The sequence below is a fragment of the Variovorax sp. Varisp41 genome (assembly GCF_047325085.1).
Taxonomy (GTDB): Bacteria; Pseudomonadota; Gammaproteobacteria; order Burkholderiales; family Burkholderiaceae_C; genus Variovorax.
This window is the reverse complement of sequence record NZ_CP168540.1, coordinates 4,263,927-4,290,717: the sequence shown is the minus strand read 5'-3', so window position 1 is coordinate 4,290,717 and position 26,791 is coordinate 4,263,927. Positions and strand designations below refer to the sequence as shown.

Sequence of the window (26,791 nt, the reverse complement as noted above, 5' to 3'; positions counted from 1 at the left end):
CTTTCGTTCCCCCGCGCCGCCGCCATCCACGCCGCCCGCCCCGCGGGCCGGTGAACCGATCCAGGCTTCCGGGGGATTCCCATTCAGACACTGCTCTTCATCCTCGCGCACCACGCGGCGCTGGCCCTCTTCGTGGCCGGCGCCTGGGGCTTCGGTGCCACCGTGCTGGCGCGCTTCGGGGCGCCCGCGCGGCGCGACGCCTGGCTCGAGGGCGCGATCGCGACCACGCTCGGCGTCGGCCTGTTCATCGTCGCCCTCCAGGCGCTGGCGATCGCCGGCGCGCTGCGCCAGGGTGCGGTGCTCGCGCTGCTGGGCACGGGCATCGTGCTGGCGCTGCTGCGGCTGCCCGGCTGGCGCCGCGAGCTGAAGGCGCGCGGCGCGCTCGCGCCCGCGCAGCCGGCAGCCACCCTCGGCGAGAAATGCGCGTTCGCCGCGCTGCTGCTCGTGGGCCTGCCCACGCTGTTCTCGCCGCTGGCCCCGCCGGTGGCCTTCGACGAGGTGATGTACCACCTGCCCTATGCGCGCCAGGTCGCGCAAAGCGGCACGCTGGGCGTCTACGAGTGGCTGCGCTACCCCTGGTTCCCCTACAACTACGACCTGCTCTACGCCGCCGCGCTGACGGTCTACGACGACGTCTTCACCCACTTCATCCACGGCCTCGCGGGCTGGCTGTCGGTGCTGATGATCCATCGCCTCGGCCGGCTGCATGCCAACCGCTACATCGCCTGCCTGGGCGCCGGCATCTGGCTCGCGCTGGGCGACTATCCCAACTCGTACATCGACATGGGCGTGGCGCTGTTCGTGCTCGCGGCCTTCGTCGCGCTGTGGTGGTGGGACGAGGGCCACGTGCTCGAACCGGCGCCCGGCGCAGCGCGCCACGGGCGCGCGCGCTGGCTGCTGCTGGCCGCCTTCTTCCTCGGCGTGGCGGCGGGCTCCAAGTACCAGGCGCTGATCTTCCTGCCGCTGGTGGCGGTGTTCGTGGCGCGCCGCGAGCGCCGGCCGCTGCCGTGGCTCGCGGCCCTCGGGCTGTTCCTGGTGCCGTGCATCTACTGGTATGCGCGCAACTACCTGCAGACCGGCGATCCCTTCAATCCGATCGGCGCGCGTGTGTTCGGCTTCACCAACTGGAACATGGCCGACTACACGCAGCAGCTGGCCGACGTGCGCGACCACGCCAACATGCCCAACGGCCTGTTCTGGCCGCTGCTGCTGGTGCCGTTCAGCCCGCTGTGGCGCCCGGGCCCGGTGCGCGCGGCCTTCGTGTTCTGCCTCTACTCGCTCGCGATCTGGGTCGCGACCTCGCGCTATCCGCGCTACATGATGGCCTCGTTCCCGCTGCTCGCGCTGATGGCCGCCGTGGGCTGGCACACGCTGCTGGGCTGGGCCGGCACCTTCGTGCGGCGCCGGCTGCCGACGCTCGCGCGCGGGCGCACGCCGGGCGTCTTCGGCGGGCTGCTGATGGTGGTGCTCGCGGGCTTCGCGCTCGCGCATTCGGTGCGCGACGTGCGCATGATCTCGCCCACGCCCGCCTCGCGCGAGGCCTTCCTTGCCCGGCACGTGCCGGGCTACGAGGTGCTGAGCCACCTGCGCGCCAACCCCGTGGGCCGGCTCTACCAGGTCGGCCTCAACGACTCGATCTACTTCGCGCCCAACCCGGTGTGGGGCGACATCTTCGGGCCGTTCCGCTACTCGGACTACCTGTACCTGCCGGCCGACCAGCTCGCGCGCAAGCTGGCCTCGCAGCAGTTCGGCTCGATCGTGATCCAGACCGCGCTCGCGCCCTATGTGCACACCAAGCCCGACTTCGACAAGTACTTCAGCCTGATCGTCGAGAAGGATGGTGTGAAGGCCTACCGCATACTCGCGCCCACGCCATGACGACCGCCGACCGCCTCGCTTCCTGCACGGCCGCCGCCGCGCTCTCGCCGCTGCCGCCGGCGCTGCGCATCGCCGCCATCATCCCCTGCTACAACGAGGCGCTGGCCATTCCCAAGGTGGTGGCCGACTTCCGCGCCGACCTGCCCGAGGCGCAGATCCACATCTTCGACAACAACTCCACCGACGGCACGGCCGAGGTCGCGCGCGCCCATGGCGCGCAGGTGGTGCACGTGCCGCTGCGCGGCAAGGGCAACGTGGTGCGGCGCATGTTCGCCGACGTCGAGGCCGACATCTACATCATGGTCGACGGCGACGCCACCTACGACCTCTCGACGGTGCGCGAGATGATCCGCATGCTGGTCGAGCAGAAGCTCGACATGGTGGTGGGCGCGCGCGTCGACGACCAGAGCGATGCCCAGACCTACCGCCGCGGCCATCGGCTGGGCAACCAGATGCTGACCGGCGCGGTCTCGGGCCTGTTCGGCGGCAGCTTCACCGACATGCTGTCGGGCTTTCGCGTGTTCTCGCGCCGCTACGTGAAGTCCTTTCCCGCGCTGGCCAAGGGCTTCGAGATCGAGACCGAGCTCACCGTGCACGCGCTCGAGCTGCGCATGCCCTATGCCGAGGTGCCCTCGGTCTACCGCTCGCGGCCCGAGGGCTCGGTGAGCAAGCTGTCGACCTACCGCGACGGCTGGCGCATCCTCGTCACCATCTCCAAGCTGTTCGTGAGCGAGCGGCCGCTGATGTTCTTCGCGATCCTCGCGGGCCTGCTCGCGCTGGCCGCGGTGGGGCTCGCGATCCCGCTCGCGATGACCTTCTGGGAGACCGGCCTGGTGCCGCGCCTGCCCACGGCCGTGCTGGCCACCGGCCTGATGCTCAGCGCGATGCTCGCGCTGGTGTGCGGCGCGGTGCTGCACACCGTGACCATCGGCCGGCAGGAGGCCAAGCGGCTGCGCTACCTCGCCATGCCCGCGGCCGGCTCCGAGTCGTGGCAAGACGGCGCCTGCGGCTGAGGCGATGGGGCAGGCCGGGCGCCAGTTCCTGCTGTTCGCCGTGGCCGGCGTCGTGGGCTTCGGCGTCGACGTGGCGGTGCTGTACCTCGCCGCGCCGCTCCTGGGCTGGTACGGCGCGCGCGTGCTGTCCTTCCTCGCGGCGGCCACCACCACCTGGGCGATGAACCGCAGCCTCGCCTTCGGCGACCGCCATTCGGACACCGCGCTGTGGCGCGAATACCTGGGCTATCTCGCGACCATGCTCGGCGGCGCCGTCGTGAACTACGGCGCCTACGTGCTGGTGCTGCATTCGGCGAGCGGCCGCTGGGCGCCGATGCTCGGCGTGGCCGCGGGCAGCGGCGCGGGCATGGGCGTGAACTTCCTTGCCGCGCGCTACCTGATCTTCAAGGCGCGGCGCGAGCCTTGAAGATCGGCGCGCCTCAGTGCGCGCCCGACACCACCACCGGAATCTCGGTCGCCGGCGGCGTGTTGCGGCTGCGGCCGCAGCGCACGATGCCGTCGATCATCACCATGCCCACGCCCGGGATGTCGCCGAGCTGCACGCTCTCGAGCAGGCCCGGCGCGGGCGAATGCTGCGCGCGGTCCATGAACACGAAATCGGCGTCGCGGCCGACCTCGATCAGGCCGCAGTTGAGCTTGCGGATCTTCGCGGTGTTGCCGGTCGCGAAGCAGAACACCAGCTCGGCCGGGATGTTCGCGATCGACGACAGCATCGCGACCATGCGCAGGATGCCCAGCGGCTGCACGCCCGAGCCCGCGGGACCGTCGGTGCCGAGGATCACGCGGTGCGGGCACTTGAGCTCGAGCGCGGCCCTGGCGGCCGCGATCGCCACCTTCTCGTTGCCGTTGTGCACGATCTCGATCGCGCGCGAGCTCTTCTCGCAGAGCTCGCACACATGGGCCTCGGGCAGCGAGGTGTGGCCGCCGTTGATGTGGCCGATGACGTCGGCGTCGGCCTCGAGCACCACGTCCTTGTCGATCAGGCCCGAGCCCGGGATCGAGGGGCCGCCCGTGTGGATCGTGCTCTGGATGCCGTACTTGCGCGCCCAGGCCACCATCTCCTTGGCCTCGTAGCCGGCCTTCACCGTGCCCAGGCCGACCTCGCCGAGCAGGCCCACGCCGGCCTCGGCGAGTTCCTTGAAGTCGCTCTCGACCATGCCCTTCTCGATCACCGGCGCGCCGGCCAGCACTTTCACGCCGCCGGGGCGGAAGTTGTCGAAGGCGCGCTGCGCCGTGATGGCCAGGGCCTTCAGGCCCACGATGTCCTTGGGGCGGCCGGGCAGGTGCACCTCGCCGGCCGAGATCATGGTGGTTACGCCGCCGTGCATGGTGGAGTCGATCCAGCCGATCTGGCCCTGGCGCGGCGTCCAGTCGCCGAACACCGGGTGCACGTGGCTGTCGATCAGGCCGGGCGCGACGCAGGTCCGGCGCGCGTCGATGACGGTCTTCGCGCCCTCGAGGTCGCAGTCCTTCTGCTTGCCGATGGCGACGATCAGGCCGTCGTTCACCACGATGGTGTCGGCGTCGAGGATGGGCTTGTCGATGTCGCCCGAGAGCAGCAGCCCTATGTTCTGGATGACGACCTTGCCCGACTTTCCGCTGCTCGCGATTTCTGCCATTTCGTGTTGTCCTCGTCGTGGGGGGGAGTGTTGTTGTCCTGCAGATCGTCCGCGCGCACGGTGCGCAGCACGGTCTCGATCACGAAGTCTTCCCAGTGCCTGATCGCGTCCGGCGACTCCAGCGGCTCGCCGAGGAAGGCCGTGAGCGTGTGGCGGTTGGAGGTGTAGAAATAGCCGGTGGACGCGATCAGCAGGTAGATGTCGCGCGCCACGAGGTCCTTGCGGAACAGTCCCTGGGCCGCGCCGCTCGCGAGGATCTCCGAGATGATCGCCACCGCCCGCGACGAATACTCGCGCGCGCGCAGCGACTTCGAGATGTGCCGGCCCTTGTGCAGGTTCTCGGTGTTGAGCAGCGTCACGAACTCGGGGTTCTTGCGGTAGTAGCCGAGCACGAAGCGGATCACCTCGGTGAGCGCCTCGACCGGGCGCGAGGCGTCGAGCGCGATCGCGGCCTCGGCGTCGTCCATGCGCTGGTAGATGCCCTCGAGCACCGCGATGAACAGGCCTTCCTTGCTGCCGAAGTAGTAGTAGATCATCCGGTCGTACGACTTGGCGGCCTTGGAGATCTTCTCCACGCTGCCGCCGTCGTAGCCGTACTTGGCGAACACCTTGGTCGCCGACTTGAGGATGCTGTCGCGCGTAGCCTGGGCCGCGGCCTCGCGCACGCCGGTGCGGCGCTGGGGCTTGGGCTTGGTGATGGAACGGCTGTCGGCCATCGATCGCGCGGCGTCCTGCTTACTTTTCCGCGAAGGCGCGCTCGACGACGAAGTCGCCCGGCGTCGAGGTGTTGCCTTCCTTGAAACCGCGCGCCTCGAGGATGTGCTTGAGGTCGACCAGCAGGCCCGGGCTGCCGCACAGCATCACGCGGTCCTCGGCGGCGTTGATCGGCGGCAGGCCGAGGTCGTCGGTGAGCTTGTTGCTCGCGATCAGGTCGGTGATGCGGCCCTGGTTGCGGAACTCCTCGCGCGTGACCGTGGGGTAGTACAGCAGCTGCTTGGCGACCATCTCGCCGAGGAACTCGTGCTTGGGCAGGTGGTCGGTCACGAGGTCGTGGTAGGCCAGCTCGTCGACCTGGCGCACGCCGTGCACCAGGATGACCTGATCGAACTTCTCGTAGGTCTCGGGGTCGCGGATCACGCTCATGAACGGTGCCAGGCCGGTGCCGGTGCCGAACAGGTAGAGGCGCTTGCCGGGCAGCGTGTAGTCGATCAGCAGCGTGCCGGTGGGCTTGCGGCCCACGATGATGGTGTCGCCCACCTGGATGTGCTGCAGCCGCGAGGTCAGCGGGCCGTCTTCCACCTTGATGCTCAGGAACTCGAGGTGCTCCTCGTAGTTCGGGCTCACGATGCTGTAGGCGCGCAGCAGCGGCTTGTCGTTGACGCGCAGGCCGATCATCGTGAAGTGGCCGTTGGAGAAACGCAGCGCCGGGTCGCGCGTGGTGGTGAAGGTGAACAGGCGGTCGGTCCAGTGGTGGACGCTCAGGACCTTCTCTTCGCTGAATGCACTCATACGGAACTCAATAGTGGTGAATGACGGGGGTTGGCTGAGCCGGGATGCACGCCCTTGGGGCGCCAGCTGCCGGCCGGCTCCGAACCCTCCATTGTCGTTGGTCGGAAAAACCCCGATGAACATCGCGAGAAAACACCATTGCAAGCATCGGGCCCGTTTGCTACATTGACCTTCAATGTAGTGAATGCAACATGAAAGTGTAGGGGATGCTACACAAACGAAAGCCCCGGCACAAGCGGACATGCGGCACGTTTGTTGCAAACCCCGCCACCACGATTTGCAGCCAACAAGAGGTCGCCCCCCGATGACGGAACACACGAAGACAGACGGACTGCCGGGCATGGACGTGCCGGTGGTCGCCGAGGCCGGCCCCGGCGGTTTCGGCAAGGCGCCGCTGCGCAACGAGCGCATGAGCGCGGCCAAGGTCGAATGCAATGCCTGCCCGGTGCTGTGCCAGATCTCCGACGGCCGCACCGGCGCCTGCGACCGCTATGCCAACCGCGAGGGCGTGCTGGTGCGCGTCGATCCGGTGGTGCTGCTGCGCCGCCAGCTCGCGAGCGATGCGCCCGCGCTGGTGGCTTTCGACCGCCCCGGGGCGGCTGCGGACGGCAGCGCGGCCGAGACGGCGCCGGCCGAATGGAATGGCGACCTGCTGCATGCCGACGAGGTCTTCGTCACCGGCGTCGGTTCCTCCACCACCTACCCCGACTACAAGCCCGCGCCCTTCATCGTCGCCTCGAAGGCGCAGGGCGTGGACATGGTCACCGTGGTCACCGAGGGCATCTTCAGCTACTGCAGCTTCAAGGTGAAGATAGACACCGACCGCTTCCTCGGCGCCGAGCAGGCCAACGTGCGCTACCGCGGCGAGGTGGTGGGCCACGTCACCACGGCCGAGTACGGCTCGCAGATGCTGTCGCTGGGCGGCGTGCACCACCTCACGGGCGGCAGCAAGAAGGAAGGCCGCATGACGGCCGAGCTGATGCAGCTGCTGGGCAACAAGAAGGCCATCGAATGCACCATCGACGGCGGCGCCAGCCTGGTGATCCAGGCCGGCAAGGCGCCGATCGTCAACGGCGTGGAAGAGCAGCGCATGCGCGTGGGCTGCGGCTCGGCCGCGGTCGGCATCTTCGCGCGCCAGTTCGCCGGCGTGGCCGACGAGGTGGTGGTGGTCGACGACCACATCACCGGCGTGCTGACCGAGCACCAGGCCGGCCGCTGCCTCGACATGCCGCCCTCGGGCATCCAGATGCTGGGCCGCAAGTCGACGCCGGGGCGCTACTTCCAGGTCGCCAATCCGGGCAACGGCTGGGGCGGCACCGACATCGCCGATCCGCTGTCGATCATCGAGGGCTGGGAAGAGGGCGTGGCCAAGCCCGGCCTGCGCCTGCTCATGACCTCGACCACCGGCGAGCATGCGCAGTGGTACGTGCTCGACGATGCGTTGCAGCCCGTCGAGCAGCCGATGCCGCCCGAGGTCAAGCGCATCGTCGAGCGCATCGGCGAGAACTGCGAACCCTCGCTGTGCACCGTGCTGTTCCTCGGCGGTGCCGGCGGCAGCCTGCGCGCGGGCGTGACCGAGAACCCGGTGCTGCTCACGCGCGCCATCAAGCGCGCGCTGGTCAACGTCACCTGCGGCGGCGCGCCGGCCTATGTGTGGCCGGGCGGCGGCATCACGGTGATGGCCGACGTCATGCGCATGCCCGACAACAGCTTCGGCACCGTGCCCACGCCCGCGATCGTCGCGCCAATCGAGTTCAGCATGCGGCGCACCGACTACGAGGCGCTCGGCGGCCACATGGAGCATGTCTTCCCGCTCGAGCAGGCGCTCGCGCGCGGTGCCTGGCAGGAAGACGGTGCGCCGCTCGCGCGCCAATGGCTCGTCATTGATGAAGCCAATCCCTGGCCCCTCGGTCACGCCCCCATGCTGGGATAACCATGTCCGCCCAACGCACGGCGCTCGACGAGCACCGCTGGCACTTCAACCACGGCCCGATCGACATCGTGGCCGAGGCGCACGGCGACCGCTACGCGGTGGCGGCCGCGCACGATGCGGCCTGGGCGCGCTTCGCGCACGTGCTCGACGAACTGGTGCACGAACTGCCGCTGCTGCGCCTGCCGGTCACCGACAAGATGCGCCCGCGCGGCGTGGTGGCGCGCCGCATGTGGGATGCCTGCGCGGCGTTCGCGCCGACCTTCATCACGCCGATGGCCGCGGTCGCGGGCGCGGTGGCGCAGGAGCTGATCGCCTTCTACCAGCGCCCCGGCATCGAGCGCGCCTGGATCAACAACGGCGGCGACATCGCGGTGCATCTGGCGCCGGGCCAGACGGCGCGCGTGGGCGTCTACGCGGACCTCGCGCGCTTCGACTGGCGCGATGCCAACGGCCTCGTCGACACCGACGGCCAGTTCGAACTGCGCGCCGACCAGCCGGTGCGCGGCGTCGCCACCAGCGGCTGGCGCGGGCGCAGCTTCTCGCTCGGCATCGCCGACAGCGTGACGGTGCTGGCGGCCACCGCGGCGCAGGCCGACGCGGCCGCCACCGTGATCGCCAACGCGGTCGACGTCGACAACGAGGCGATCCGCCGCGTGCCCGCGAGCGAGCGCAAGGACAACAGCGACCTCGGCGACACGCTCGTCACCGTCGACGTGCCGCCACTGCCCCCCGCGCAGGTGCGCAGCGCACTCGATGCGGGCGCGGTGTGCGCCCGCGTCCTGCAAAAAGGCGGGCTCGCATGGGCCGCTCTGCTCGTTTGCCAGGGGCAGTGGCGGCTGGTCGAGCCCTTATGCTCGAAGCTAGGCTTCCGCGCAGTTGGTTCAGTAATTGCTTAACGAAAAGCAAGGTTCTTTTTCATGATCGATATCCGCCGAGTCTTCACCCAGGTCGAGCACATCCACCACGAGTTCGGGCCGCGTGCCCAGACGCCGCTGGTGCGTGGAGCCATCGCCGCCGTGCTGACCAATCCCTTCGCGGGCCGCTACGAGCCCGACATCCTGCCGATGATGGGCCTGCTCGATCCGGTGGGCCTCGAGATGGCGCACAAGCTGCACGCCGCGATGGACGTGCCGCTCGAGCAACTCGCCACCTACGGCAAGGGCGCCATCGTCGGCGCCGCGGGCGAGCTCGAGCATGGCGCGCTGTGGCACGTGCCCGGCGGCTACGCGATGCGCGAGCTGCTCGGCTGGAAGGGCGACCGCGTCGCCTATGCCAAGGGCACCGTCGACGAGAAGAAGACCGGCCAGCCCGGCAATGCGCTGTCGATCGTGCCGTCGACCAAGAAGGTCGGCGCGCCCGGCACCACGCTCGACGTGCCGCTGACCAACATCAACGCCAGCTACGTGCGCGGCCAGTTCGACGCGATCGAAGTGCGCGTGCCCGGCGCGCCCGCGGCCGACGAGATCGTGTTCATCCTCGCGATGAGCACCGGCTACCGCGTGCATGCGCGGGTCGGCGGCCTGCTTGCCGAGAACATCGCCAAGTGGGACGGCCTGCGCTGAGCCCGTGTACGAAGAGACAAGAAGAGAAGCCAAAGGAAATCCAGACATGACCGCCAACATCCGCAAGCTCGTCGTCCAGGTCGACGAAACCCGCAAGGAAATGGGCCGCGACATCGCTCCGCCCACGCGCCGCGCCGTCGCCATCGCCGTGATCGCCAACCCCTATGCAGGCCGCTACAGCGAGAACCTCGACGAGCTGATCGCGATCGGCGAGGAACTCGGCGCGCTGCTGGGCCAGAAGGCCGTGAAGGCGCTGGGCATCGAGCCCGGCCAGGCGCAGAGCTACGGCAAGGCCGCGATCGTCGGCGAAGGCGGCGAGCTCGAGCATGCGGCCGCGATCCTGCATCCCAAGCTCGGCGCGCCGCTGCGCGTGGCGGTCGAGAAGGGCGCGGCGCTCGTGCCCTCGGCCAAGAAGCTCGGCACCCTCGGCACCGCCATCGACGTGCCGCTGGGCCACAAGGACGCGGCCTTCGTGCGCAGCCATTTCGACGCCATCGAGGCCCGCGTCTCCGACGCCCCGCGCGCCGGCGAGATCGTGGTGGCCGTGGCGGTCACCGACAGTGGCCGCCCACTGCCGCGCATCGGCGGCCTGCAGGCCGGCGAGATCAAGGGCGAAGACGGCCTGCGCTGAGGCGACACTCCACCTTTCCACCGATTTCCTCCGTTCCTTTCCCGTTTTTCTCGAACCCCACCAGGAGCTTCCCGATGATCCCCTTGCGCCATGTTTTCAGCGCGGCTTCCGTCCTGACCCTGACCTGCGCCCTCGTTCCCGCGCACGCCCAGGGCGTGATCAAGATCGGCGAGATCAACAGCTACAAGGCGCAGCCGGCCTTCCTCGAGCCCTACAAGAAGGGCATGGAACTCGCGGTCGACGAGATCAACGCCAAGGGCGGGGTCAACGGCCGGAAGATCGAACTGATCAGCCGCGACGACAACGCGAACCCCGGCGACGCCGTGCGCGTGGCCGAGGAGCTGATCTCGCGCGAGAAGGTCGACGTGCTCGCGGGCGCCTTCCTCTCGAACACCGGCCTGGCGCTGACCGACTTCGCGAAGCAGAAGAAGTTCTTCTACCTGGCCGCCGAGCCGCTGACCGACAAGATCGTCTGGAGCAACGGCAACCGCTACACCTACCGCCTGCGTCCCTCGACCTACATGCAGGTTGCGATGCTGGTGCCCGAGGCCGCCAAGCTCAAGAAGAAGCGCTGGGCCATCGTCTACCCCAACTACGAGTACGGCCAGTCCTCGGTCGCGACCTTCAAGACCCTGCTGAAGGCCGCGCAGCCCGACGTGGAGTTCGTCGCCGAGCAGGCACCGCCGCTGGGCAAGGTCGATTCGGGCAGCGTGGTGCAGGCGCTCGCCGATGCCAAGCCCGACGCGATCTTCAACGTGCTGTTCGGCGCCGACCTCTCGAAGTTCGTGCGCGAGGGCAACACCCGCGGCCTGTTCAAGGACCGTGAAGTGGTCAGCGTGCTGACCGGCGAACCCGAGTACCTCGACCCGCTGAAGGACGAGGCGCCCAACGGCTGGATCGTGACCGGCTATCCGTGGAGCGGCATCAAGACGCCCGAGCACAAGGCCTTCCTCGATGCCTACCAGGCCAAGTTCAAGGACTACCCGCGCCTGGGCTCGGTGGTCGGCTACAGCGCCATCCACTCGATCGCGGCGGGCATCCAGAAGGCCGGCGGCACCGACACCGAGAAGCTGGTCGCGGCCTTCAAGGGCCTGCAGCTCGACAGCCCCTTCGGCAAGATCAGCTACCGCGCGCAGGACAACCAGTCGACCATGGGCGCCTACGTGGGCAAGACCAAGAACGACGGCGGCAAGGGCGTGATGGTGGACTACGTCTACCTCGACGGCGCCAAGTTCCAGCCGAGCGACGACGAAGTCAAGAAGATGCGCCCCGCCGACTGATGCCGCTTCGCGCGGACCGCGGGCATCGCCCGAACGGTCCGCGCGTGCGCGGCATGGGCAGCAGGTGGCACCACCACCGCGTCAGCCATGCGCCTCGGGCGCCTGGCGGGGGCGGGAGTTTCCAGTTCCTCGGGATCCTTGAATGAGCTTTTCAGGCTTCGTTGTTCAGTTGCTCAACGGGTTGGCCGGCGCCTCGTCGCTGTTCTTCGTGGCGGCCGGCCTCTCGTTGATCTTCGGCGTGACGCGCATCGTCAATTTCGCCCATGGATCCTTCTTCATGGTCGGCATCTACCTCGCGTACACGCTGGTCGACAAGCTCGGCGCGAGCCTGGGCTTCTGGCCCGCGCTGCTGATCGCGGCGGTCGCGGTCGGCGTGCTCGGCGCGCTGATCGAGGTGCTGCTGCTGCGCCGCATCTACAAGGCGCCCGAGCTGTTCCAGCTGCTCGCCACCTTCGCGCTGGTGCTGGTCATCAAGGACGCGGTGCTGTGGCTCTGGGGCCCCGACGAGCTGCTGGGCCCGCGCGCGCCCGGGCTCAAGGGCTCGGTCGAGATCCTCGGGCGCCAGTTCCCCTCGTATGACCTGTTCCTGATCGTGGTCGGCCCGGTGGTGCTGGGCCTGGTCTGGCTGCTGCTCACGCGCACGCGCTTCGGCACGCTGGTGCGCGCCGCCACGCAGGACCGCGAGATGGTCAGCGCGCTGGGCGTCAACCAGGCCTGGCTGTTCACCGCGGTGTTCGCGCTCGGCGCGCTGCTCGCGGGCCTGGGCGGCGCGCTGCAGCTGCCGCGCGAGCCCGCCACGCTCGAGATGGACCTCAACACCATCGGCGCCGCCTTCGTGGTGGTGGTGGTCGGCGGCATGGGCTCGCTGCCCGGCGCCTACGTGGCCGCGCTCTTGATCGCCGAGATCAAGGCCGTGTGCATCTGGCTCGGCGTGGTACAGATCTTCGGCATCGACGTGTCCTTCTCCAAGCTCACGCTGATGGTCGACTTCCTCGTGATGGCGGCCGTGCTGGTGTGGCGCCCGTGGGGCCTGTTCGGCCGCGCGCAGGCACCGAGCCGCTACGTCGGCATGCAGGAGGAACCGCTGCGCCGCGCCGGCAACCTCTACCTGGCCGGCGCCGCGGTGCTCGCGCTGGTGCTCGCCGCGCTGCCGGTGCTCACGGCCGGTTCGCCCTACACCCTGGTGCTGATGATCGACCTGCTGATCGCGGCCCTGTTCGCCGCCAGCCTGCACTTCATCATGGGCCCGGCCGGCATGCACTCGTTCGGCCATGCGGCCTACTTCGGCCTCGGGGCCTACGGCGCCGCGCTGCTCGCGCGTTCGCTGGGCCTGCCGATGGAGCTCACGCTGGTGGTCGCGCCGCTGGTGGCCGCGCTCGGCGCCTTCGTCTACGGCTGGTTCGCGGTGCGGCTGTCGGGCGTGTACCTCGCGATGCTCACCTTGGCCTTCGCGCAGATCACCTGGGCCATCACCTACCAGTGGGACAGCTTCACGGGCGGCAGCAACGGCCTCACGGGCGTCTGGCCCTCGGCCTGGCTGTCGGACAAGCGCGCCTACTACTGGCTCACGCTGGTGCTGGTGTCGGCCGGCGTCTGGTGGCTGCGCCGCGTGCTGTATTCGCCCTTCGGCTACACGCTGCGCGCGGGCCGCGACTCGGTGCTGCGCGCCGACGCCATCGGCATCGACGTCAAGCGCATGCAGTGGGCCGCCTTCGTCATCGCGGGCGCGGTGGCGGGCCTGGCCGGCGCGCTGTTCGCGTTCTCCAAGGGCAGCATCTCGCCCGAGACGCTGTCGGTCGGCAAGTCGGTCGACGGCCTCGTGATGGTGCTGCTCGGCGGCATCCAGACGCTCGCGGGCCCGGTGGTCGGCGCCGTCACCTTCACCTGGCTGCACGACACCGTGGCGCGCAACACCGACTACTGGCGCGCGATGCTCGGCGCCATCATCCTGATCCTGGTGCTGCTGTTCCCGCAGGGCATCGCCGGATCGATCAAGCAGCTCGTGGAGCGCCTGCGCGCGCCCAAGGAAGAGAAGGCCGCCGATGCCAAGCTCGAGGAGGTGAAGGCATGAGCCTGCTCAAGGTCAACAACCTCGGCAAGTCCTTCGGCGGCGTGAAGGCCGTCGATGGCATCAGCTTCGAGCTGCCCCCGGGCGAATTGCTCGCGCTGATCGGCCCCAACGGCGCCGGCAAGTCCACAACCTTCAACATGGTCAACGGCCAGCTCAAGGCCGACCAGGGTTCGATCACGCTCGACGGCCAGGAACTCGTGGGCCGCAAGCCGCGCGAGATCTGGCGCATGGGCGTGGGCCGCACCTTCCAGATCGCCGAGACCTTCGCCTCGCTCACCGTGGTCGAGAACGTGCAGATGGCGCTGCTCTCGCACGACCGCAAGCTGTTCTCGATGTGGCGCCGCGCCGCCGAGCACCAGCGCGACGAGGCGCTGGCGCTGCTCGACCAGGTCGGCATGAAGTCGCAGGCCGACCGGCCCTGCAGCGTGCTGGCCTACGGCGACGTCAAGCGCGTCGAGCTCGCGATCGCGATGGCCAACAGTCCCAAGCTGCTGCTGATGGACGAGCCCACCGCCGGCATGGCGCCGAAGGAACGCAACTCGCTGATGGCGCTGACCAAGCAGCTGGTCATCGACCGCGGCATGGCCGTGCTGTTCACCGAGCACAGCATGGACGTGGTGTTCGCCTATGCCGACCGCATGATCGTGCTGGCGCGCGGCCGCCTCATCGCGCAGGGCAAGCCGCTCGAGATCCGCGACCACCCCAAGGTGCAGGAGGTGTACTTCGGCAGCGGCAAGACCTTCGAGAAAGCAGCGGCATGAACACGACGAACGCCTCCGAACCCCTGCTCCAGGCCAAGGCCCTGTGCGCCTGGTACGGCGCGGCCCAGATCCTCTACGACGTCGACCTCGAGGTGCGGCGCGGCGAGGTGGTCGCGCTCATGGGCCGCAACGGCGCCGGCAAGTCGACCACGCTCAAGGCGCTGATCGGCATGCTCGGCAAGCGCCGCGGCGCGGTGCGCTTCCTGGGCCACGACATCTCGAAGAGCGAGCCGCACCACGCGGCACGCCTGGGCCTGGGCTTCGTGCCCGAGGACCGGCGCGTGTTCACCGACCTCACGGTGATGGAGAACCTCGAGGTCGGCAAGCAGGCCGCGCGCCGCTGGGCCGACGGCAGCGAGGCGCCGCTGTGGACGCCCGAGCGGCTGTTCAAGCTGTTCCCCAACCTCGGCGAGATGCCCCACCGTCCCGGCGGGCGCATGAGCGGCGGCGAGCAGCAGATGCTGACCGTGGCGCGCACGCTGATGGGCAACCCCTACCTGGTGCTGCTCGACGAACCGTCCGAAGGCGTGGCGCCGGTGATCGTCGAGCAGATGGCGAACATGATCCTCGAGCTCAAGGCGCAGGGCGTGAGCATCCTGCTGTCGGAGCAGAACATGCACTTCGCGGAGCTGGTCTCCGACCGCGCCTACGTGCTCGAGAAGGGCCAGATCCGCTACCACGCCACCATGGCCGAGCTCGCGGCCAACGAGGAAGTGCGGCGCGCGTACCTGAGCGTCTAGTTGTCAGTTGTATGAGTCGGATGCGTCTTCGGGCGCATTCCTTGCAGGGTTTCGTTTCCATCAACGCAAGCACGGAGCACAGACCATGAACGACACGCACCGCAGACGCTTCCTCCAATCCACGGCCGCCCTCGGCCTGCTCGGCGCCTCGGGCGCGCTTTTCGCCGCCGGCGCGAAGATCAAGCCCGGCGACAAGGCCGTGCTGATCGTGGTCGACGTGCAGAACTGCTTCGTCGACGGCGGCACGCTGCCGGTCAAGGGCGGCGCCGACGTGGTGCCGGTCATCAACCAGCTGGCGGCCTCGTTCCAGAACATCGTAGTCACGCAGGACTGGCACACCCAGGGCCATGCCTCGTTCGCGAGCGCGCATGCGGGCCAGAAGCCCTTCAGCAGCATCAAGCTGAACTACGGCAACCAGGTGCTGTGGCCCGACCACTGCGTGCAGGGCACCGACGACGCGGCGCTGCACAAGGACCTCAAGCTGCCGACCGCGCAGCTGATCATCCGCAAGGGCTTCCATGCCGACGTCGACAGCTACTCGGCCTTCGAGGAGGCCGACCGCAAGACCTCGACCGGCCTCGCCGGCTACCTCAAGGCGCGCGGCATCAAGACCGTGTTCGTGACCGGGCTGGCGACCGACTTCTGCGTCGCCTGGACCGCGCTTGATGCACGCAAGGCCGGCTTCGATGCCTACGTGATCGAGGACGCCACGCGCGCCATCGACCTCAACGGCTCGCTGGCCGCGGCCTGGAAGCAGATGAGCGCCAAGGGCGTGAAGCGCATCCAGTCGGCCGACATCCAGGGCGCCTGAGAAGCCCGGCGATGCGCGGCCCCCGCCGCGCATCGACACACCACAACTGCGAGACAAGACGACCCCATGACGATTTCCCTCTCCAGGCGTTCCCTGGTGGCCGGCGGCGCGGCCCTCGCGCTCGGCCCCGGCCTGCTGGCCGCCGCGCGCGCCGACAACGGCGTGAGCGACGGCGCCATCCGCATCGGCCAGTCGGCCGTCTTCAGCGGCCCGGCCAAGGACTTCGGCATCGACTACCGCGCGGGCATCAAGCTGCACTTCGACCGCGTCAACAAGGGCGGCGGCATCAACGGGCGCCGGCTCGAGCTGGTGAGCTACGACGACGTCTACGAGCCCGCGAAGACCGCGCTCAACACCGCGAAGCTGATCGACGAGGACAAGGTGTTCGCGCTCACGGGCTACGTCGCCACCGGCAACCTCGCGGCCGCGATGCCGCTGGCCGAGAAGGCGGGCGTGCCGATGTTCGCGCCGCTGGTGGGCACCACCTCGTTCCGCACGAAGACCAACCGGCTGCTGTTCCACGTGCGCGCGGGCTACGACCTCGAGCTGCGCAAGATCATCAGCCACCTGTCGACCATCGGCATCCAGTCGATCGCGGTGGTGCACCAGGACAGCGCCTTCGGCAAGTCGAACCTCGCCACCTGCGAGGAACTCGCGGCCGACTACAAGGTGAAGGTGGTCAAGACCTTCCCGCTGGCGATCGCCGCCGAGGACGCGAAGCCGGTGGTCGCGGGCCTCGCCGAGGCCAGGCCCGGCGCGGTCGTGATGATCATGGCCGGGCGCCAGGTCGAGGTCTTCATGCGCGACTACCGCGCGAGCGCGGGCGGCGCGCCGCTGTACACGCTGTCGGTCGGCATCACCGACGCGGCCGGCTCGGCGCAGCGGCTCGAGGGAAAGCTCGCGGGCCTGGTCACGGCCAGCATCGTGCCGCCGCCGCAGGCCGTGCGCGTGCCCATCGTGGCCGACTACCAGCGCGACCGCGCCGAGTTCGGCGAGAAGATCGACAGCTACACCGCGCTCGAGGGCTACATCGTCGCGCGCGTGATGGCCGAGGGCCTGCGCCGCGGCGGCAAGGCGCTCACGCGCGAGAGCTTCGTCGCGGGCCTCGAGAGCATCGGCAGCACGCGCTTCGGCGACTTCCCGATCGAGTACGGGCCGAAGAACCACAACGGCTCGAACTTCGTGGACCTGGAGATGTACACCCGTGACGGCCAGCTGCGGCGCTGAGGACCGCGCCGAGCCGCTGCAACTGAGGGTCAACGGCCGCTCGCAGGCGCTCGCGGTGCCGCGCGAGGCCTCGCTGCTGCAGGTGCTGCGCAACGACCTCGGGCTCAACGGACCCAAGTACGGCTGCGGCCTCGGCCAGTGCGGCGCCTGCACGGTGCATGTCGACGGCATGGCCGCGCGCGCCTGCGTGATTCCCGCGCACGGCGTGGCGGGCCGCGCCATCACCACGCTCGAGGGCCTGGGCACGCGCGGCGACTGGCACCCGGTGCAGGCCGCCTTCGAGGAGGCGCAGGCCGCGCAGTGCGGTTACTGCCTCAACGGCATGGTGATGCAGGTGGCGGCATTGCTGGCGCGCGAGCCGGATGCCAGCGAGGCGCGCATCCGCAGCGAGCTCTCGGGCAACCTGTGCCGCTGCGGCACGCACATCGAGATCCTCGACGCGGCGCAGCGCGCGGCGCGCCGGCTGCGGACGACGCAGCCATGACACGGCGCGCCGACCTGCCGCGCACGCGCGCGGAGTTCCTCGCCGCCGAAGGCGTGCTGCTGGTGGTGCGCGAGACCCCGCCGGCACCGCCGCCGGCCAAGGGCCAGCCGGCCTTCATCGCGGGCAATCCCGCCGAGGGCGACGAGGTGCTGCTCGCGGTGTGGGACGACGGCAGCGCCTCGGCGCTCAACGGCCACGTCGACCTCGGCACCGGCATCCAGACCGCGCTGGGCCAGATCGTGGCCGAGGAGCTCGAGCTCGGCATGCCCTGCGTGCGCGTGATGCTCGGCGACACCGCGCGCGCGCCCAACCAGGGCGCGACCATCGCGAGCGCCTCGATCCAGATCCATGCGCAGCCGCTGCGCCTCGCGGCCGCGCAGGCGCACGCCTGGCTCATCGCGCGCGCGGCCGAGCGCCTGGGCGTGGCGCCCGAGGCATTGCAGGCGCGCAACGGCGTCGTGCGCGTGGCCGAGGCGCCCGACCGGCACCTGAGCTATGCCGCGCTCGTGGCGGCCCAGCGCACCGTGCTCAAGCTCGATGCCAAGGCGCAGCCCAAGGACCCGGCCGACTACCGCGTGGTCGGCACGCGGCAGGCGCGCGTCGACATCCCGGCCAAGCTCGCGGGCGAACTGGTTTTCGTGCACGACATGCGCGTGCCCGGCATGCTGCACGGGCGCGTGGTGCGCCCGCCCTACGCGGGCGCCGACCATGGCGACTTCATCGGCAACACGCTGGAGTCGGTCGACGAATCGTCGATCGCCCACATCCCCGGCATCCGCGCGGTGGTGGTGATCCGCGACTTCGTCGGCATCGTGGCCGAGCGCGAGGAGCATGCCGAGCAGGCGCTGCGCGAACTGCGCGTGCGCTGGAAGCCCTGGCCCGGCATGCCCGGCCTCGACGACCTCGCGCAGGCGCTGCGCGACAACCCCTCGACGCAGCGCCTGCTGGTCGACGAGGGCGACGTCGACGGCGCGATCGCGCGCGCCGCGCATCCGATGCCGCGCACCTATGTCTGGCCCTACCAGATGCATGCCTCGATCGGGCCCTCGTGCGCGCTGGCCGAATGGCAGCCCGAGGACGGCAGTGGCATGCAACTGCGCTGCTGGGCCGGCACGCAGAACCCGCACGTGCTGCGCGCCGATCTCGCGAAGCTGCTCGGCGTGCAGGACCTGCAGGTCGACGTGGTGCGCATGGAGGCCGCGGGCTGCTATGGCCGCAACGGCGCCGACGACGTGGCGGCCGATGCCGCGCTGCTCGCGCGCGCCGTGGGCGCGCCGGTGCGCGTGCAGCTCACGCGCGAGCAGGAGCATGCATGGGAGCCCAAGGGCGCCGCGCAACTGATGGAGATCGATGGCGGCCTCGCGGCCGACGGCAGCGTCGCGGCCTACGACTTCCAGACCTCCTATCCGTCGAACGGCGCGCCCACGCTCGCGCTGCTGCTCACGCGCACCCTCGAGCCGGTGGCGCAGGCCTACGAGATGGGCGACCGCACCGCGCGCCCGCCCTACGGCTACGACAACCTGCGCGTGAAGGTCAACGACATGGCGCCGATCGTGCGCGCCTCGTGGCTGCGCGGCGTATCGGCGCTGCCGAGCTCGTTCGCGCACGAGTCGTACATCGACGAGCTCGCGACCGCGGCGGGCGTCGACCCGGTGCAGTTCCGGCTGCGCCACCTCGACGATCCGCGCGCGGTCGAGCTGGTGCAGGCCACCGCGCAGAAGGCCGGCTGGCGGCTGCGCACCGGCCCGCAGGAGAACGCCGAGGGCGGGCTCGGCCCCGGCGGCGACATCCTGTTCGGCCAGGGCTTCGCCTATGCGCGCTACGTGCACAGCAAGTGGCCGGGCTTCGGCGCCGCCTGGGCCGCCTGGGTGGCCGACGTCGAGGTCAACCGCCGGACCGGCGAGGTGCATGTGCGCCGCGTGGTGGTGGGGCACGACGCGGGCCTGCTGGTCAATCCCGCGGGCGTCGAGCACCAGGTGCACGGCAACGTGATCCAGACCACGAGCCGCGCGCTCAAGGAGCAGGTGCAGTTCGCGCCGCAGTCCGGTCCTGCCGAGGGGGGCGAACGCCTGCCCGGCGTGCTGCCCTCGGGCGTGGTCGCGAGCCGCGAGTGGGGCAGTTACCCGATCATCAACTTCCGCGAAGTGCCGGTGATCGAGGTGATGCACATGCCGCGTCCCGGCGAGCCGTCGCTGGGCGCGGGCGAGTCTTCGTCGGTGCCGGGCACGGCGGCGATCGCGAACGCGATCTTCGATGCGACGGGCGTGCGCTTCAGGGCGCCGCCGTTCACGCCGGAGACGGTGCTGGCGGAGTTGAATCGCGGGCTGCTGCCTCCTCCGCCGGGGGAGGGCGGCGGCAAGCCGCAGGCCGATGGCGATGCCGGCGTGCCCCCATCCCGGCCTTCCCCCAGAGGGGGAAGGAGCAATGCCATCTGGCCACGGCGCAAGGGCCTGTGGGCCACGGGCGCCGCGCTCGTGGTCGGCGGCATCGGCGTCGTCGCGGGCCTGCTCGGCTGGCGCTCGGCGATCGCGCCGGTGTCGCTCACCGCGCCGGTCTACAGCGAGGCCACCATCGAGCGCGGCCGCGTGCTCGCGGCGCTCGGCGACTGCGCGGTCTGCCACACCGCGCCGGGCGGCGCGCCCAACGCCGGCGGCCGCGCGATGGACACGCCCTTCGGCACGCTCTACACCACCAACCTCACGCCCGATGCCGAGACCGGCCTCGGCCGCTGGTCCTTCAGCGCCTTCCAGCGCGCGATGCGCGAGGGCGTGTCGCGCGACGGCCATCACCTCTATCCGGCCTTCCCCTACACCGCCTTCGCGAAGACCAGCGACGACGACCTGCAGGCGCTCTACGCCTACTTCATGGCGATGCCCGCGGTGCGCGCCGAAACGCCGAAGTCCGAACTCAAGTTCCCGTTCAGCCTGCGGCCGCTGATGGCCGGATGGAACGCGCTCTTCCACGATCCCGCGCCGCTCGCGCCCGTGGCCACGCAGAGCGCCGAGTGGAACCGCGGCGCCTACCTCGTCAACGGCCTCGGCCATTGCGGCGCCTGCCACACGCCGCGCAATGCGCTCGGCGCGGAGCAGGGCGGCAGCGCCTTCCTGTCGGGCGCGATGGTCGACGGCTGGGAGGCGCCGTCGCTCACGGCGCGCTCGAAGTCCGCCATGCCCTGGGACGCCGATTCGCTCTACCGCTACCTGCGCGACGGCCACTCGCCGCGCCACGGCATCGCGGGCGGCCCGATGGCCGAGGTGGTGCGCGAACTCGGCGCCGTGCCCGATGCCGATGTCCGCGCGATGGCGACCTACCTCGCCTCGTTCAATCCCGAGCCCCTGCCCGAGGCCGCCGCGCAGGCCGAGGCGCGGCGCATCGTCGACACCGCGGCGCGCACGCAGGGCCAGCTGCTCGGCCCCGCGCAGCGCATGTTCGACAGCGCCTGCGCCGCCTGCCATCACGACGGCGACGGTCCGACGCTGCTGGGCGTGAACACGCCGCTCGCGCTCAACGGCAACCTCGCGAGCGCGAAGCCCGACAACCTGCTGCGCACCATCCTCGATGGCGTGCGCCATCCCGCGACGCGCGACATCGGCTTCATGCCCGCCTTCCGCGACGCGCTCGACGACCGCCAGATCGCCGAGCTCGCGGGCTACATGCGCGCACGCTTCGCGCCGCAGGAGCCCGCCTGGCCCGACCTGCAGGCCGAGGTCGCGCGCGTGCGCGCGGCGCCAGGGCACTGACAGCCGAATACCGGCAGCCGAACGCAGAAGGAAGACCCAAGGAACGCAGAAGTCGCAGAAGAAGAAAGCCAATTTTTCTGGCTGTTCTTCCGCGACTTCTGCGCAACCTTCGCGACCTCTGCGTTCGGCTGTCCGCATTTCGCAAGCGCCCGCACGGCGCTACGATGCCCGCGCACTTCCACCAACAGAGACATCCACCTCCATGCCACTCGATCTCCAGACCGCCACCAGCCTCCCGCAAGACGCCGACCAGGCCACCCTCGTGGGCCGTCTCTGGCAACCGGGCGTGGGCCCCGTGCTCGTGGCCGTGCAGGGCGATGGCCTGCACGATCTCTCGCGGCTCGCGCCCACGATGAGCGACCTGCTCGAGCTGCAGGAGCCGCCCGCCGATGCCGTGCGGCGCGTGATGCGCGGCGGCCAGGCGCCGCGCCTAGCGGCGCTGGCCGAGGTGCTCGCCAACAGCGACGCCACGGCGCGCAACGAGGACCGGCCCTGGCTGCTCGCGCCCTGCGACCTGCAGGCCGTCAAGGCCAGCGGCGTGACCTTCGTCGCGAGCCTGCTCGAACGCGTGATCGAGGAACAGGCGCGCGGCGATGCATCGAAGGCCGAGGCCACGCGCGCGGCGCTCGGCGGCGTGCTCGGCGACAACCTCGCCGACATCGTGCCGGGCTCGCCCGAGGCGATGAAGGCCAAGGAGGTGCTGATCGCGCAGGGCGCGTGGTCGCAGTACCTCGAGGTCGGCATCGGGCCCGACGCGGAGATCTTCACCAAGGCGCCCGTGCTCTCGTCGGTGGGCACGGGCGCCGACATCGGCATCCATGCGGCCTCGGTGTGGAACAACCCCGAGCCCGAGGTCGTGCTCGCGGTCAACAGCCGCGGCGAGACGCTGGGCGCCGCGCTCGGCAACGACGTCAACCTGCGCGACTTCGAAGGCCGCAGCGCGCTGCTGCTCGGCAAGGCCAAGGACAACAACGCCTCGTGCGCCATCGGCCCGTTCATCCGCCTGTTCGATGCGCACTTCGGCATCGCGCAGGTGCGTCGCATCACGGTCGCGCTCGAGGTGCGCGGTCCCGAGGGTTTCGTGCTCGAGGGCTCGAGCTCGCTCGCGAAGATCAGCCGCGATCCGCTGGACCTCGTGGCGCAGGCCATCGGCATCCATCACGACTATCCCGATGGCCTGATGCTGTTCCTCGGCACGATGTTCGCGCCCACGCAGGACCGCCACGGCCCGGGCCAGGGCTTCACGCATTCGGTCGGCGACATGGTGCGCATCGCGGCGCCCGAACTCGGCGCGCTGGTCAACCGCGTCGCGCATGCCGACAAGGCCCCGCGCTGGACCTTCGGCATCGGCGCATTGATGCGCAACCTGGCCGCGCGCGGCCTCTTGCATTGAATCCTGTCATGGTGCGGTCATGCACCGTTAAGCCGTACTGTGTAACGATCTTGGAAGATGTACTTCTTTGTGATTCATAGACGGCACGATGACCTCAGATGTAGTTGACCGCCTCCTCGCTTCCACTCAAGATAACTAATGATTTGTTAATGTTTTGATTGGTTGAACGAGGGAGATCGGGTGTCGCAGGCAGAGATCGAGCTTTTGCAAAAGCCCGTCGAGGGCCCGCTTCCGTGCGGTGAGGATCTGGAATACGACGCCGATTTCATGGCGTTGCAGCAGGCAACGCTCGGCAAGCGCGAGCAGCAGTTCGGCAACACCATCATTCCGGCCGAGCCGCCCGACTGGACCAAGGTCGAGCGCATCGCCAAGCAGCTGTGCGAGCGCACGCGCGACCTGCGCGTGCTGGTGCCGCTCACGCTCGCGTGGACCGAGAGCCGCGGCCTGCCGGGTTATGTCGAAGGGCTGCAGCTGGTCGACGTGGTGCTGCAGACCTTCTGGGACGACGTGCATCCGCGCGTGGTCGACGGTGGCGACGAGGACCCGCTGCCGCGCATGAACGCACTGGCCGCGCTGGCCGAGAGCGAAGGCATCGGGCGCAGCGTGCGCGATGCGCGCCTGCTCGACGACGGCGGCGTGACGATGACCTTGCGGCAGGTCGAGGCCCTGCTCGATTCGAGCAAGGCCGACCAGATCGACTATCCGGGCGGTGTGGGCCGCCTGCGCGAGGCCGCGCGCCGTGCGCACGACCACGACGCCCCGCCGATCGTCGCGCTGCGCTCGGCGCTCGCGCTGCTGCAGCGCATCCGCGAGACCTGCGAGCGCGCGCTGGGCCAGAGCTGGGCGCCCGACTTCTCGCGTCTCGAGCGCTCGATGCGCACGGTGGCGCAGTTGCTGCCCGAGAAGGCATTGCAGAGCGCGCTCGAGGCGCCACAGACCGCGCACCAGAGCCCGTCGGCGAGCGATGCGGTGGCGCCGGCCGCGTCGCCCGTCGCGGCCGCGACCGTTGCAAGTGGCGGTCCCGGCCTACGCGCAATCGGTATCAACGATATTGAAATAACGAGCCGCGAAGATGTGCAGGTGTTGTTGGAAAAGGCTTGCCGGTATCTGGAGCGCGCGGAGCCCAGCCATCCCGCGCCCCTGCTGATACGCAGGGCGCAGAAGCTGCTGGCGCTCAACTTCTTCCAGATCATCGAGGAGCTCATGCCCGAGGGACTGCAGAAGCTGGAGAGCCTGGCGGGCCGGCCACCGGGGACCGACGCATCGCAGTAGGCGCCGGCGGCCGGCGCATGCGGTCCGCACGCATTCGATCGAAGAATCAAGAGGAAGCTTTATGGCAGACAACCGTGTCAGGAACAGTGGTCAGAAGTTCATCGCGCGCAACCGCGCGCCGCGCGTGCAGATCGAGTACGACGTCGAGATCTACGGCAGCGAACGCAAGATCCAGCTGCCCTTCGTGATGGGCGTGATCGCCGACCTCGCGGGCAAGCAGGTCGACCCGATGCCCGACCTCGCCGAGCGCGAGTTCATGGCGGTGGACATCGACAACTTCGACGACCGCATGAAGTCGATCAAGCCGCGCGTGGCCTTCCAGGTGCCCAACACGCTGACCGGCGACGGCCAGCTCAACGTCGACATCACCTTCGACAGCATGGACGACTTCTCGCCCGCGCGCATCGCGCGCCAGGTCGACGCGCTGCAGCAGCTGCTCGACGCGCGCACCGAGCTGTCGAACCTGCTGTCCTACATGGACGGCAAGAACGGCGCCGAGCAGCTCATCGCACAGGCGCTGCAGAACCCGGCGCTGCTGAAGTCGCTGGCCACCAGCCCGAACCCCGCGGTGGCCAGTGCCATCGACGCGGCCGCGGAGAAGCCGGCGGGCACGCCGGGCAGTGCCGAGTAAGCGCGAGCCGATCACGTCGACAGGATCATCACCATGAGTACCGTGCAAAAACAATCCGCGCGCGCGCAGCAGACCGTCGAGGCGCTCGAGCCGAACGAGTTCTCCGATCTGCTCCAGCGCGAGTTCAAGCCCAAGACCGACCAGGCGCGCGAGGCGGTGCAGAACGCCGTCAAGACGCTGGCGGTGCAGGCGCTCGAGAGCTCCGTCACCATCTCCAACGATGCCTATCGCACGGTGCAGGCCATCATCACGGAGATCGACCGCAAGCTCTCCGAGCAGATCAACCAGATCCTGCACCACGAGGACTTCCAGCAGCTCGAGGGTGCCTGGCGCGGCCTGCACTACCTCGTGAACAACACCGAGACCGACGAGCAGCTCAAGATCCGCGTGATGTGCGCCTCCAAGCGCGAAGTCGCGCGCTCGCTCAAGCGCCACAAGGGCATCGGCTGGGACCAGAGCCCGCTGTTCAAGAAGATCTACGAGGCCGAGTACGGCCAGTTCGGCGGCGAGCCCTTCGGCGCGCTGATCGGCGACTTCCATTTCGACCACAGCCCGCCCGACGTCGAGATGCTCGGCGAGATGGCCAAGATCGCCGCGGCCGCGCACTGCCCCTTCATCGCGGGCGCCTCGCCGACCGTGATGCAGATGGAATCGTGGCAGGAGCTGTCGAACCCGCGCGACCTGACGAAGATCTTCCACAACACCGAGCACACCGCGTGGCGCTCGCTGCGCGAGTCGGAGGATGCGCGCTACATCGGCCTGGCGATGCCGCGCTTCCTCGCGCGCCTGCCCTACGGCGCGCGCACCAACCCGGTCGACGAGTTCGAGTTCGAGGAGGAGACCGACTCGGCCGCGCACAACCGCTACACCTGGGCCAACTCGGCCTACGCGATGGGCGTGAACATCAACCGCTCGTTCAAGCAGTACGGCTGGTGCACCTCGATCCGCGGCGTGGAATCGGGCGGCGCGGTCGAGAACCTGCCCACGCACACCTTCCCGACCGACGACGGCGGCGTGGACATGAAGTGCCCGACCGAGATCGCGATCAGCGACCGGCGCGAGGCCGAGCTTGCGAAGAACGGCTTCATGCCGCTGGTGCACCGCAAGAACTCCGACTTCGCGGCCTTCATCGGCGCCCAGTCGCTGCAGCAGCCGGCCGAGTACTACGACGCCGACGCCACGGCCAACGCGAACCTGGCGGCACGCCTGCCCTACCTGTTCGCCTGCTGCCGCTTCGCGCACTACCTCAAGTGCATCGTCCGCGACAAGATCGGTTCGTTCCGCGAGCGCGAGGACATGGAGCGCTGGCTCAACGACTGGATCATGAACTACGTCGACGGCAGCCCCGGAACCTCGTCGCAGGACACCAAGGCGATGAAGCCGCTCGCGGCGGCCGAAGTCCAGGTGGAACCCATCGAGGACAACCCCGGCTACTACGCCGCCAAGTTTTTTCTCCGGCCGCACTACCAGCTCGAAGGGCTCACGGTGTCTTTGCGGCTGGTTTCGAAGCTGCCGTCCAACAAGAAGGACAGCAGCTAATTCAACAGTGCCTCGATGGGGCACGCACAACTCCGGGGGTTAATGATGGCAGTAGACATGTTCATGCGCGTCGAAGGCGCGAACGGCGAATCCAAGGACTCGAACCACAAGGACTGGACGGATATCAAGTCGTTCGCATGGGGTGCGACGCAGCCTGGCAACATGGTGAGCGGCGGTGGCGGTGGCGTGGGCAAGGCCAGCTTCAACGACCTGCAGGTGCTCGCGCGCATCGACAAGGCGGCACCGTCCGTCATGAAGAACTGCGCCAGCGGCAAGCACCTGAGCAAGGTCGAGGTCTCGGTCTGCAAGGCCGGTGGCGGTCAGATCGAATACACGCGCGTGACGCTCGAGGAAGTGCTGGTCACCTCGGTGCAGTACACGGCCGAGCAGGGCAGCGACGCGGTGTTCGTGCAGTACGCGTTCCAGGCCGCCAAGGTCAAGCAGCAGTACTGGGAACAGACCGACAAGGGCGGCAAGGGCGCCGAAACCCAGCTCGGCTGGAACATCAAGGAAAACAAGGAAGCCTGATCTTCCACGGGCCCGGCCGGGCGCGCGGGCGGCGCCTCGGTGCCGCGCGCGAGCCGGTCTCCGGCTGACGGTCCTGGGCCGCCAGCCGAAGGCCGAGCGGCGAAGGCGGTGCATGTCGCCGCCATCCCGCGGCACAGGCCACGGTCCCGCGCAGCGGGTGCCGGCAGGC

The 26,791-nt window shown here is 69.5% G+C and carries 23 protein-coding genes; 20 read left to right on the top strand and 3 right to left on the bottom strand.

What is annotated here, in order from left to right; all coding sequences use genetic code 11:
- The first annotated feature begins 132 nt into the window (after positions 1-132).
- Genes ACEN9J_RS19785 through ACEN9J_RS19775 form a run of 3 tightly spaced genes read left to right on the top strand, consistent with a single transcriptional unit; the run spans position 133 to position 3,297 of the window.
- Positions 133-1,878 (top strand): ArnT family glycosyltransferase, encoded by a 1,746-nt coding sequence (locus ACEN9J_RS19785; protein WP_413761847.1) that lies wholly within the window; start codon positions 133-135, stop codon positions 1,876-1,878.
- Positions 1,875-2,891, top strand: a complete 1,017-nt coding sequence (locus ACEN9J_RS19780) for a glycosyltransferase family 2 protein (RefSeq protein ID WP_413761846.1) — start codon at positions 1,875-1,877, stop codon at positions 2,889-2,891. The genes ACEN9J_RS19785 and ACEN9J_RS19780 overlap by 4 nt, the downstream gene beginning before the upstream one ends.
- Before the next feature lie 4 nt (positions 2,892-2,895).
- The gene (locus tag ACEN9J_RS19775) at positions 2,896-3,297 is read left to right on the top strand and encodes a GtrA family protein (RefSeq protein ID WP_057593426.1); all 402 of its coding nucleotides are present in this window, start codon (positions 2,896-2,898) and stop codon (positions 3,295-3,297) included.
- Positions 3,298-3,310: 13 nt separating this feature from the next.
- On the opposite strand, the gene ACEN9J_RS19770 is transcribed toward ACEN9J_RS19775, so the two are convergent.
- Genes ACEN9J_RS19770 through ACEN9J_RS19760 form a run of 3 tightly spaced genes read right to left on the bottom strand, consistent with a single transcriptional unit; the run spans position 3,311 to position 6,019 of the window.
- Positions 3,311-4,510 (bottom strand): amidohydrolase family protein, encoded by a 1,200-nt coding sequence (locus ACEN9J_RS19770; RefSeq protein WP_413761845.1) that lies wholly within the window; start codon positions 4,508-4,510, stop codon positions 3,311-3,313.
- Complete coding sequence (locus ACEN9J_RS19765) at positions 4,456-5,226, bottom strand: TetR family transcriptional regulator (protein ID WP_057593424.1); 771 nt, start codon at positions 5,224-5,226, stop codon at positions 4,456-4,458. Before ACEN9J_RS19765 ends, ACEN9J_RS19770 begins: the two co-directional genes overlap by 55 nt.
- A 19-nt stretch (positions 5,227-5,245) precedes the next feature.
- On the bottom strand, positions 5,246-6,019 hold the full coding sequence (locus ACEN9J_RS19760; RefSeq protein WP_057593423.1) for a ferredoxin--NADP reductase: 774 nt from the start codon (positions 6,017-6,019) through the stop codon (positions 5,246-5,248).
- A gap of 304 nt (positions 6,020-6,323) precedes the next feature.
- Here ACEN9J_RS19760 and ACEN9J_RS19755 point away from each other — a divergent pair, with 304 nt between their 5' ends.
- The 17 genes from ACEN9J_RS19755 to ACEN9J_RS19675 all read left to right on the top strand — a co-directional run bounded on the left by ACEN9J_RS19755 (position 6,324) and on the right by ACEN9J_RS19675 (position 26,622).
- Positions 6,324-7,952, top strand: coding sequence for a 6-hydroxynicotinate reductase (locus ACEN9J_RS19755; RefSeq protein ID WP_261212015.1), 1,629 nt, complete (start codon positions 6,324-6,326; stop codon positions 7,950-7,952).
- A gap of 2 nt (positions 7,953-7,954) precedes the next feature.
- Complete coding sequence (locus ACEN9J_RS19750) at positions 7,955-8,848, top strand: UPF0280 family protein (RefSeq protein WP_413761844.1); 894 nt, start codon at positions 7,955-7,957, stop codon at positions 8,846-8,848.
- Between the two features lie 21 nt (positions 8,849-8,869).
- Complete coding sequence (locus ACEN9J_RS19745) at positions 8,870-9,514, top strand: amino acid synthesis family protein (RefSeq protein WP_413761843.1); 645 nt, start codon at positions 8,870-8,872, stop codon at positions 9,512-9,514.
- A gap of 46 nt (positions 9,515-9,560) precedes the next feature.
- Entirely contained in the window at positions 9,561-10,145 is a 585-nt protein-coding gene (locus tag ACEN9J_RS19740; protein ID WP_057593419.1) for an amino acid synthesis family protein, read from the top strand.
- 74 nt (positions 10,146-10,219) lie between these two features.
- Entirely contained in the window at positions 10,220-11,425 is a 1,206-nt protein-coding gene (locus ACEN9J_RS19735; protein WP_057593418.1) for an ABC transporter substrate-binding protein, read from the top strand.
- 142 nt (positions 11,426-11,567) lie between these two features.
- Positions 11,568-13,496 carry an ABC transporter permease gene (locus ACEN9J_RS19730; RefSeq protein ID WP_261212011.1) on the top strand — a complete coding sequence of 643 codons (1,929 nt, stop codon included), beginning with the start codon at positions 11,568-11,570 and terminating at the stop codon, positions 13,494-13,496.
- Entirely contained in the window at positions 13,493-14,257 is a 765-nt protein-coding gene (locus ACEN9J_RS19725) for an ABC transporter ATP-binding protein (RefSeq protein WP_057593416.1), read from the top strand. Before ACEN9J_RS19730 ends, ACEN9J_RS19725 begins: the two co-directional genes overlap by 4 nt.
- A complete protein-coding gene (locus ACEN9J_RS19720; RefSeq protein WP_057593415.1) occupies positions 14,254-14,997 on the top strand; it encodes an ABC transporter ATP-binding protein in 744 nt (247 codons plus the stop codon). The genes ACEN9J_RS19725 and ACEN9J_RS19720 overlap by 4 nt, the downstream gene beginning before the upstream one ends.
- Before the next feature lie 85 nt (positions 14,998-15,082).
- Positions 15,083-15,808 (top strand): bifunctional nicotinamidase/pyrazinamidase, encoded by a 726-nt coding sequence (gene pncA, locus ACEN9J_RS19715; protein WP_413761842.1) that lies wholly within the window; start codon positions 15,083-15,085, stop codon positions 15,806-15,808.
- A gap of 66 nt (positions 15,809-15,874) precedes the next feature.
- Complete coding sequence (locus ACEN9J_RS19710; RefSeq protein WP_413761841.1) at positions 15,875-17,035, top strand: ABC transporter substrate-binding protein; 1,161 nt, start codon at positions 15,875-15,877, stop codon at positions 17,033-17,035.
- Positions 17,013-17,519, top strand: a complete 507-nt coding sequence (locus ACEN9J_RS19705; RefSeq protein ID WP_413761840.1) for a (2Fe-2S)-binding protein — start codon at positions 17,013-17,015, stop codon at positions 17,517-17,519. The genes ACEN9J_RS19710 and ACEN9J_RS19705 overlap by 23 nt, the downstream gene beginning before the upstream one ends.
- A complete protein-coding gene (locus ACEN9J_RS19700) occupies positions 17,516-21,259 on the top strand; it encodes a molybdopterin cofactor-binding domain-containing protein (RefSeq protein ID WP_413761839.1) in 3,744 nt (1,247 codons plus the stop codon). The genes ACEN9J_RS19705 and ACEN9J_RS19700 overlap by 4 nt, the downstream gene beginning before the upstream one ends.
- A gap of 202 nt (positions 21,260-21,461) precedes the next feature.
- Positions 21,462-22,652 carry a fumarylacetoacetate hydrolase family protein gene (locus ACEN9J_RS19695; RefSeq protein ID WP_413761838.1) on the top strand — a complete coding sequence of 397 codons (1,191 nt, stop codon included), beginning with the start codon at positions 21,462-21,464 and terminating at the stop codon, positions 22,650-22,652.
- Positions 22,653-22,832: 180 nt separating this feature from the next.
- Positions 22,833-23,924, top strand: a complete 1,092-nt coding sequence (tssA, locus tag ACEN9J_RS19690) for a type VI secretion system protein TssA (RefSeq protein ID WP_261212001.1) — start codon at positions 22,833-22,835, stop codon at positions 23,922-23,924.
- A 61-nt stretch (positions 23,925-23,985) separates the two neighbouring features.
- The gene (gene tssB, locus ACEN9J_RS19685) at positions 23,986-24,555 is read left to right on the top strand and encodes a type VI secretion system contractile sheath small subunit (protein WP_057593409.1); all 570 of its coding nucleotides are present in this window, start codon (positions 23,986-23,988) and stop codon (positions 24,553-24,555) included.
- A 33-nt stretch (positions 24,556-24,588) separates the two neighbouring features.
- The gene (tssC, locus tag ACEN9J_RS19680; RefSeq protein WP_057593408.1) at positions 24,589-26,094 is read left to right on the top strand and encodes a type VI secretion system contractile sheath large subunit; all 1,506 of its coding nucleotides are present in this window, start codon (positions 24,589-24,591) and stop codon (positions 26,092-26,094) included.
- A 45-nt stretch (positions 26,095-26,139) separates the two neighbouring features.
- Positions 26,140-26,622 carry an Hcp family type VI secretion system effector gene (locus ACEN9J_RS19675; protein ID WP_057593445.1) on the top strand — a complete coding sequence of 161 codons (483 nt, stop codon included), beginning with the start codon at positions 26,140-26,142 and terminating at the stop codon, positions 26,620-26,622.
- Positions 26,623-26,791 lie beyond the last annotated feature (169 nt).

What these genes read in the sequence shown, in the direction of transcription:
- ACEN9J_RS19755 (WP_261212015.1), top strand. Translation starts at nt 6,324, where the DNA reads ATGACGGAACACACGAAGACAGACGGACTGCCGGGCATGGACGTGCCG.
- ACEN9J_RS19765 (WP_057593424.1), bottom strand. Translation starts at nt 5,226, where the DNA reads ATGGCCGACAGCCGTTCCATCACCAAGCCCAAGCCCCAGCGCCGCACC.
- ACEN9J_RS19710 (WP_413761841.1), top strand. Translation starts at nt 15,875, where the DNA reads ATGACGATTTCCCTCTCCAGGCGTTCCCTGGTGGCCGGCGGCGCGGCC.
- ACEN9J_RS19675 (WP_057593445.1), top strand. Translation starts at nt 26,140, where the DNA reads ATGGCAGTAGACATGTTCATGCGCGTCGAAGGCGCGAACGGCGAATCC.
- ACEN9J_RS19740 (WP_057593419.1), top strand. Translation starts at nt 9,561, where the DNA reads ATGACCGCCAACATCCGCAAGCTCGTCGTCCAGGTCGACGAAACCCGC.
- ACEN9J_RS19770 (WP_413761845.1), bottom strand. Translation starts at nt 4,510, where the DNA reads ATGGCAGAAATCGCGAGCAGCGGAAAGTCGGGCAAGGTCGTCATCCAG.
- ACEN9J_RS19735 (WP_057593418.1), top strand. Translation starts at nt 10,220, where the DNA reads ATGATCCCCTTGCGCCATGTTTTCAGCGCGGCTTCCGTCCTGACCCTG.
- ACEN9J_RS19745 (WP_413761843.1), top strand. Translation starts at nt 8,870, where the DNA reads ATGATCGATATCCGCCGAGTCTTCACCCAGGTCGAGCACATCCACCAC.
- ACEN9J_RS19780 (WP_413761846.1), top strand. Translation starts at nt 1,875, where the DNA reads ATGACGACCGCCGACCGCCTCGCTTCCTGCACGGCCGCCGCCGCGCTC.
- ACEN9J_RS19700 (WP_413761839.1), top strand. Translation starts at nt 17,516, where the DNA reads ATGACACGGCGCGCCGACCTGCCGCGCACGCGCGCGGAGTTCCTCGCC.
- ACEN9J_RS19750 (WP_413761844.1), top strand. Translation starts at nt 7,955, where the DNA reads ATGTCCGCCCAACGCACGGCGCTCGACGAGCACCGCTGGCACTTCAAC.
- ACEN9J_RS19695 (WP_413761838.1), top strand. Translation starts at nt 21,462, where the DNA reads ATGCCACTCGATCTCCAGACCGCCACCAGCCTCCCGCAAGACGCCGAC.
- tssB (WP_057593409.1), top strand. Translation starts at nt 23,986, where the DNA reads ATGGCAGACAACCGTGTCAGGAACAGTGGTCAGAAGTTCATCGCGCGC.
- ACEN9J_RS19775 (WP_057593426.1), top strand. Translation starts at nt 2,896, where the DNA reads ATGGGGCAGGCCGGGCGCCAGTTCCTGCTGTTCGCCGTGGCCGGCGTC.
- ACEN9J_RS19730 (WP_261212011.1), top strand. Translation starts at nt 11,568, where the DNA reads ATGAGCTTTTCAGGCTTCGTTGTTCAGTTGCTCAACGGGTTGGCCGGC.
- ACEN9J_RS19725 (WP_057593416.1), top strand. Translation starts at nt 13,493, where the DNA reads ATGAGCCTGCTCAAGGTCAACAACCTCGGCAAGTCCTTCGGCGGCGTG.
- tssC (WP_057593408.1), top strand. Translation starts at nt 24,589, where the DNA reads ATGAGTACCGTGCAAAAACAATCCGCGCGCGCGCAGCAGACCGTCGAG.
- ACEN9J_RS19720 (WP_057593415.1), top strand. Translation starts at nt 14,254, where the DNA reads ATGAACACGACGAACGCCTCCGAACCCCTGCTCCAGGCCAAGGCCCTG.
- ACEN9J_RS19760 (WP_057593423.1), bottom strand. Translation starts at nt 6,019, where the DNA reads ATGAGTGCATTCAGCGAAGAGAAGGTCCTGAGCGTCCACCACTGGACC.
- pncA (WP_413761842.1), top strand. Translation starts at nt 15,083, where the DNA reads ATGAACGACACGCACCGCAGACGCTTCCTCCAATCCACGGCCGCCCTC.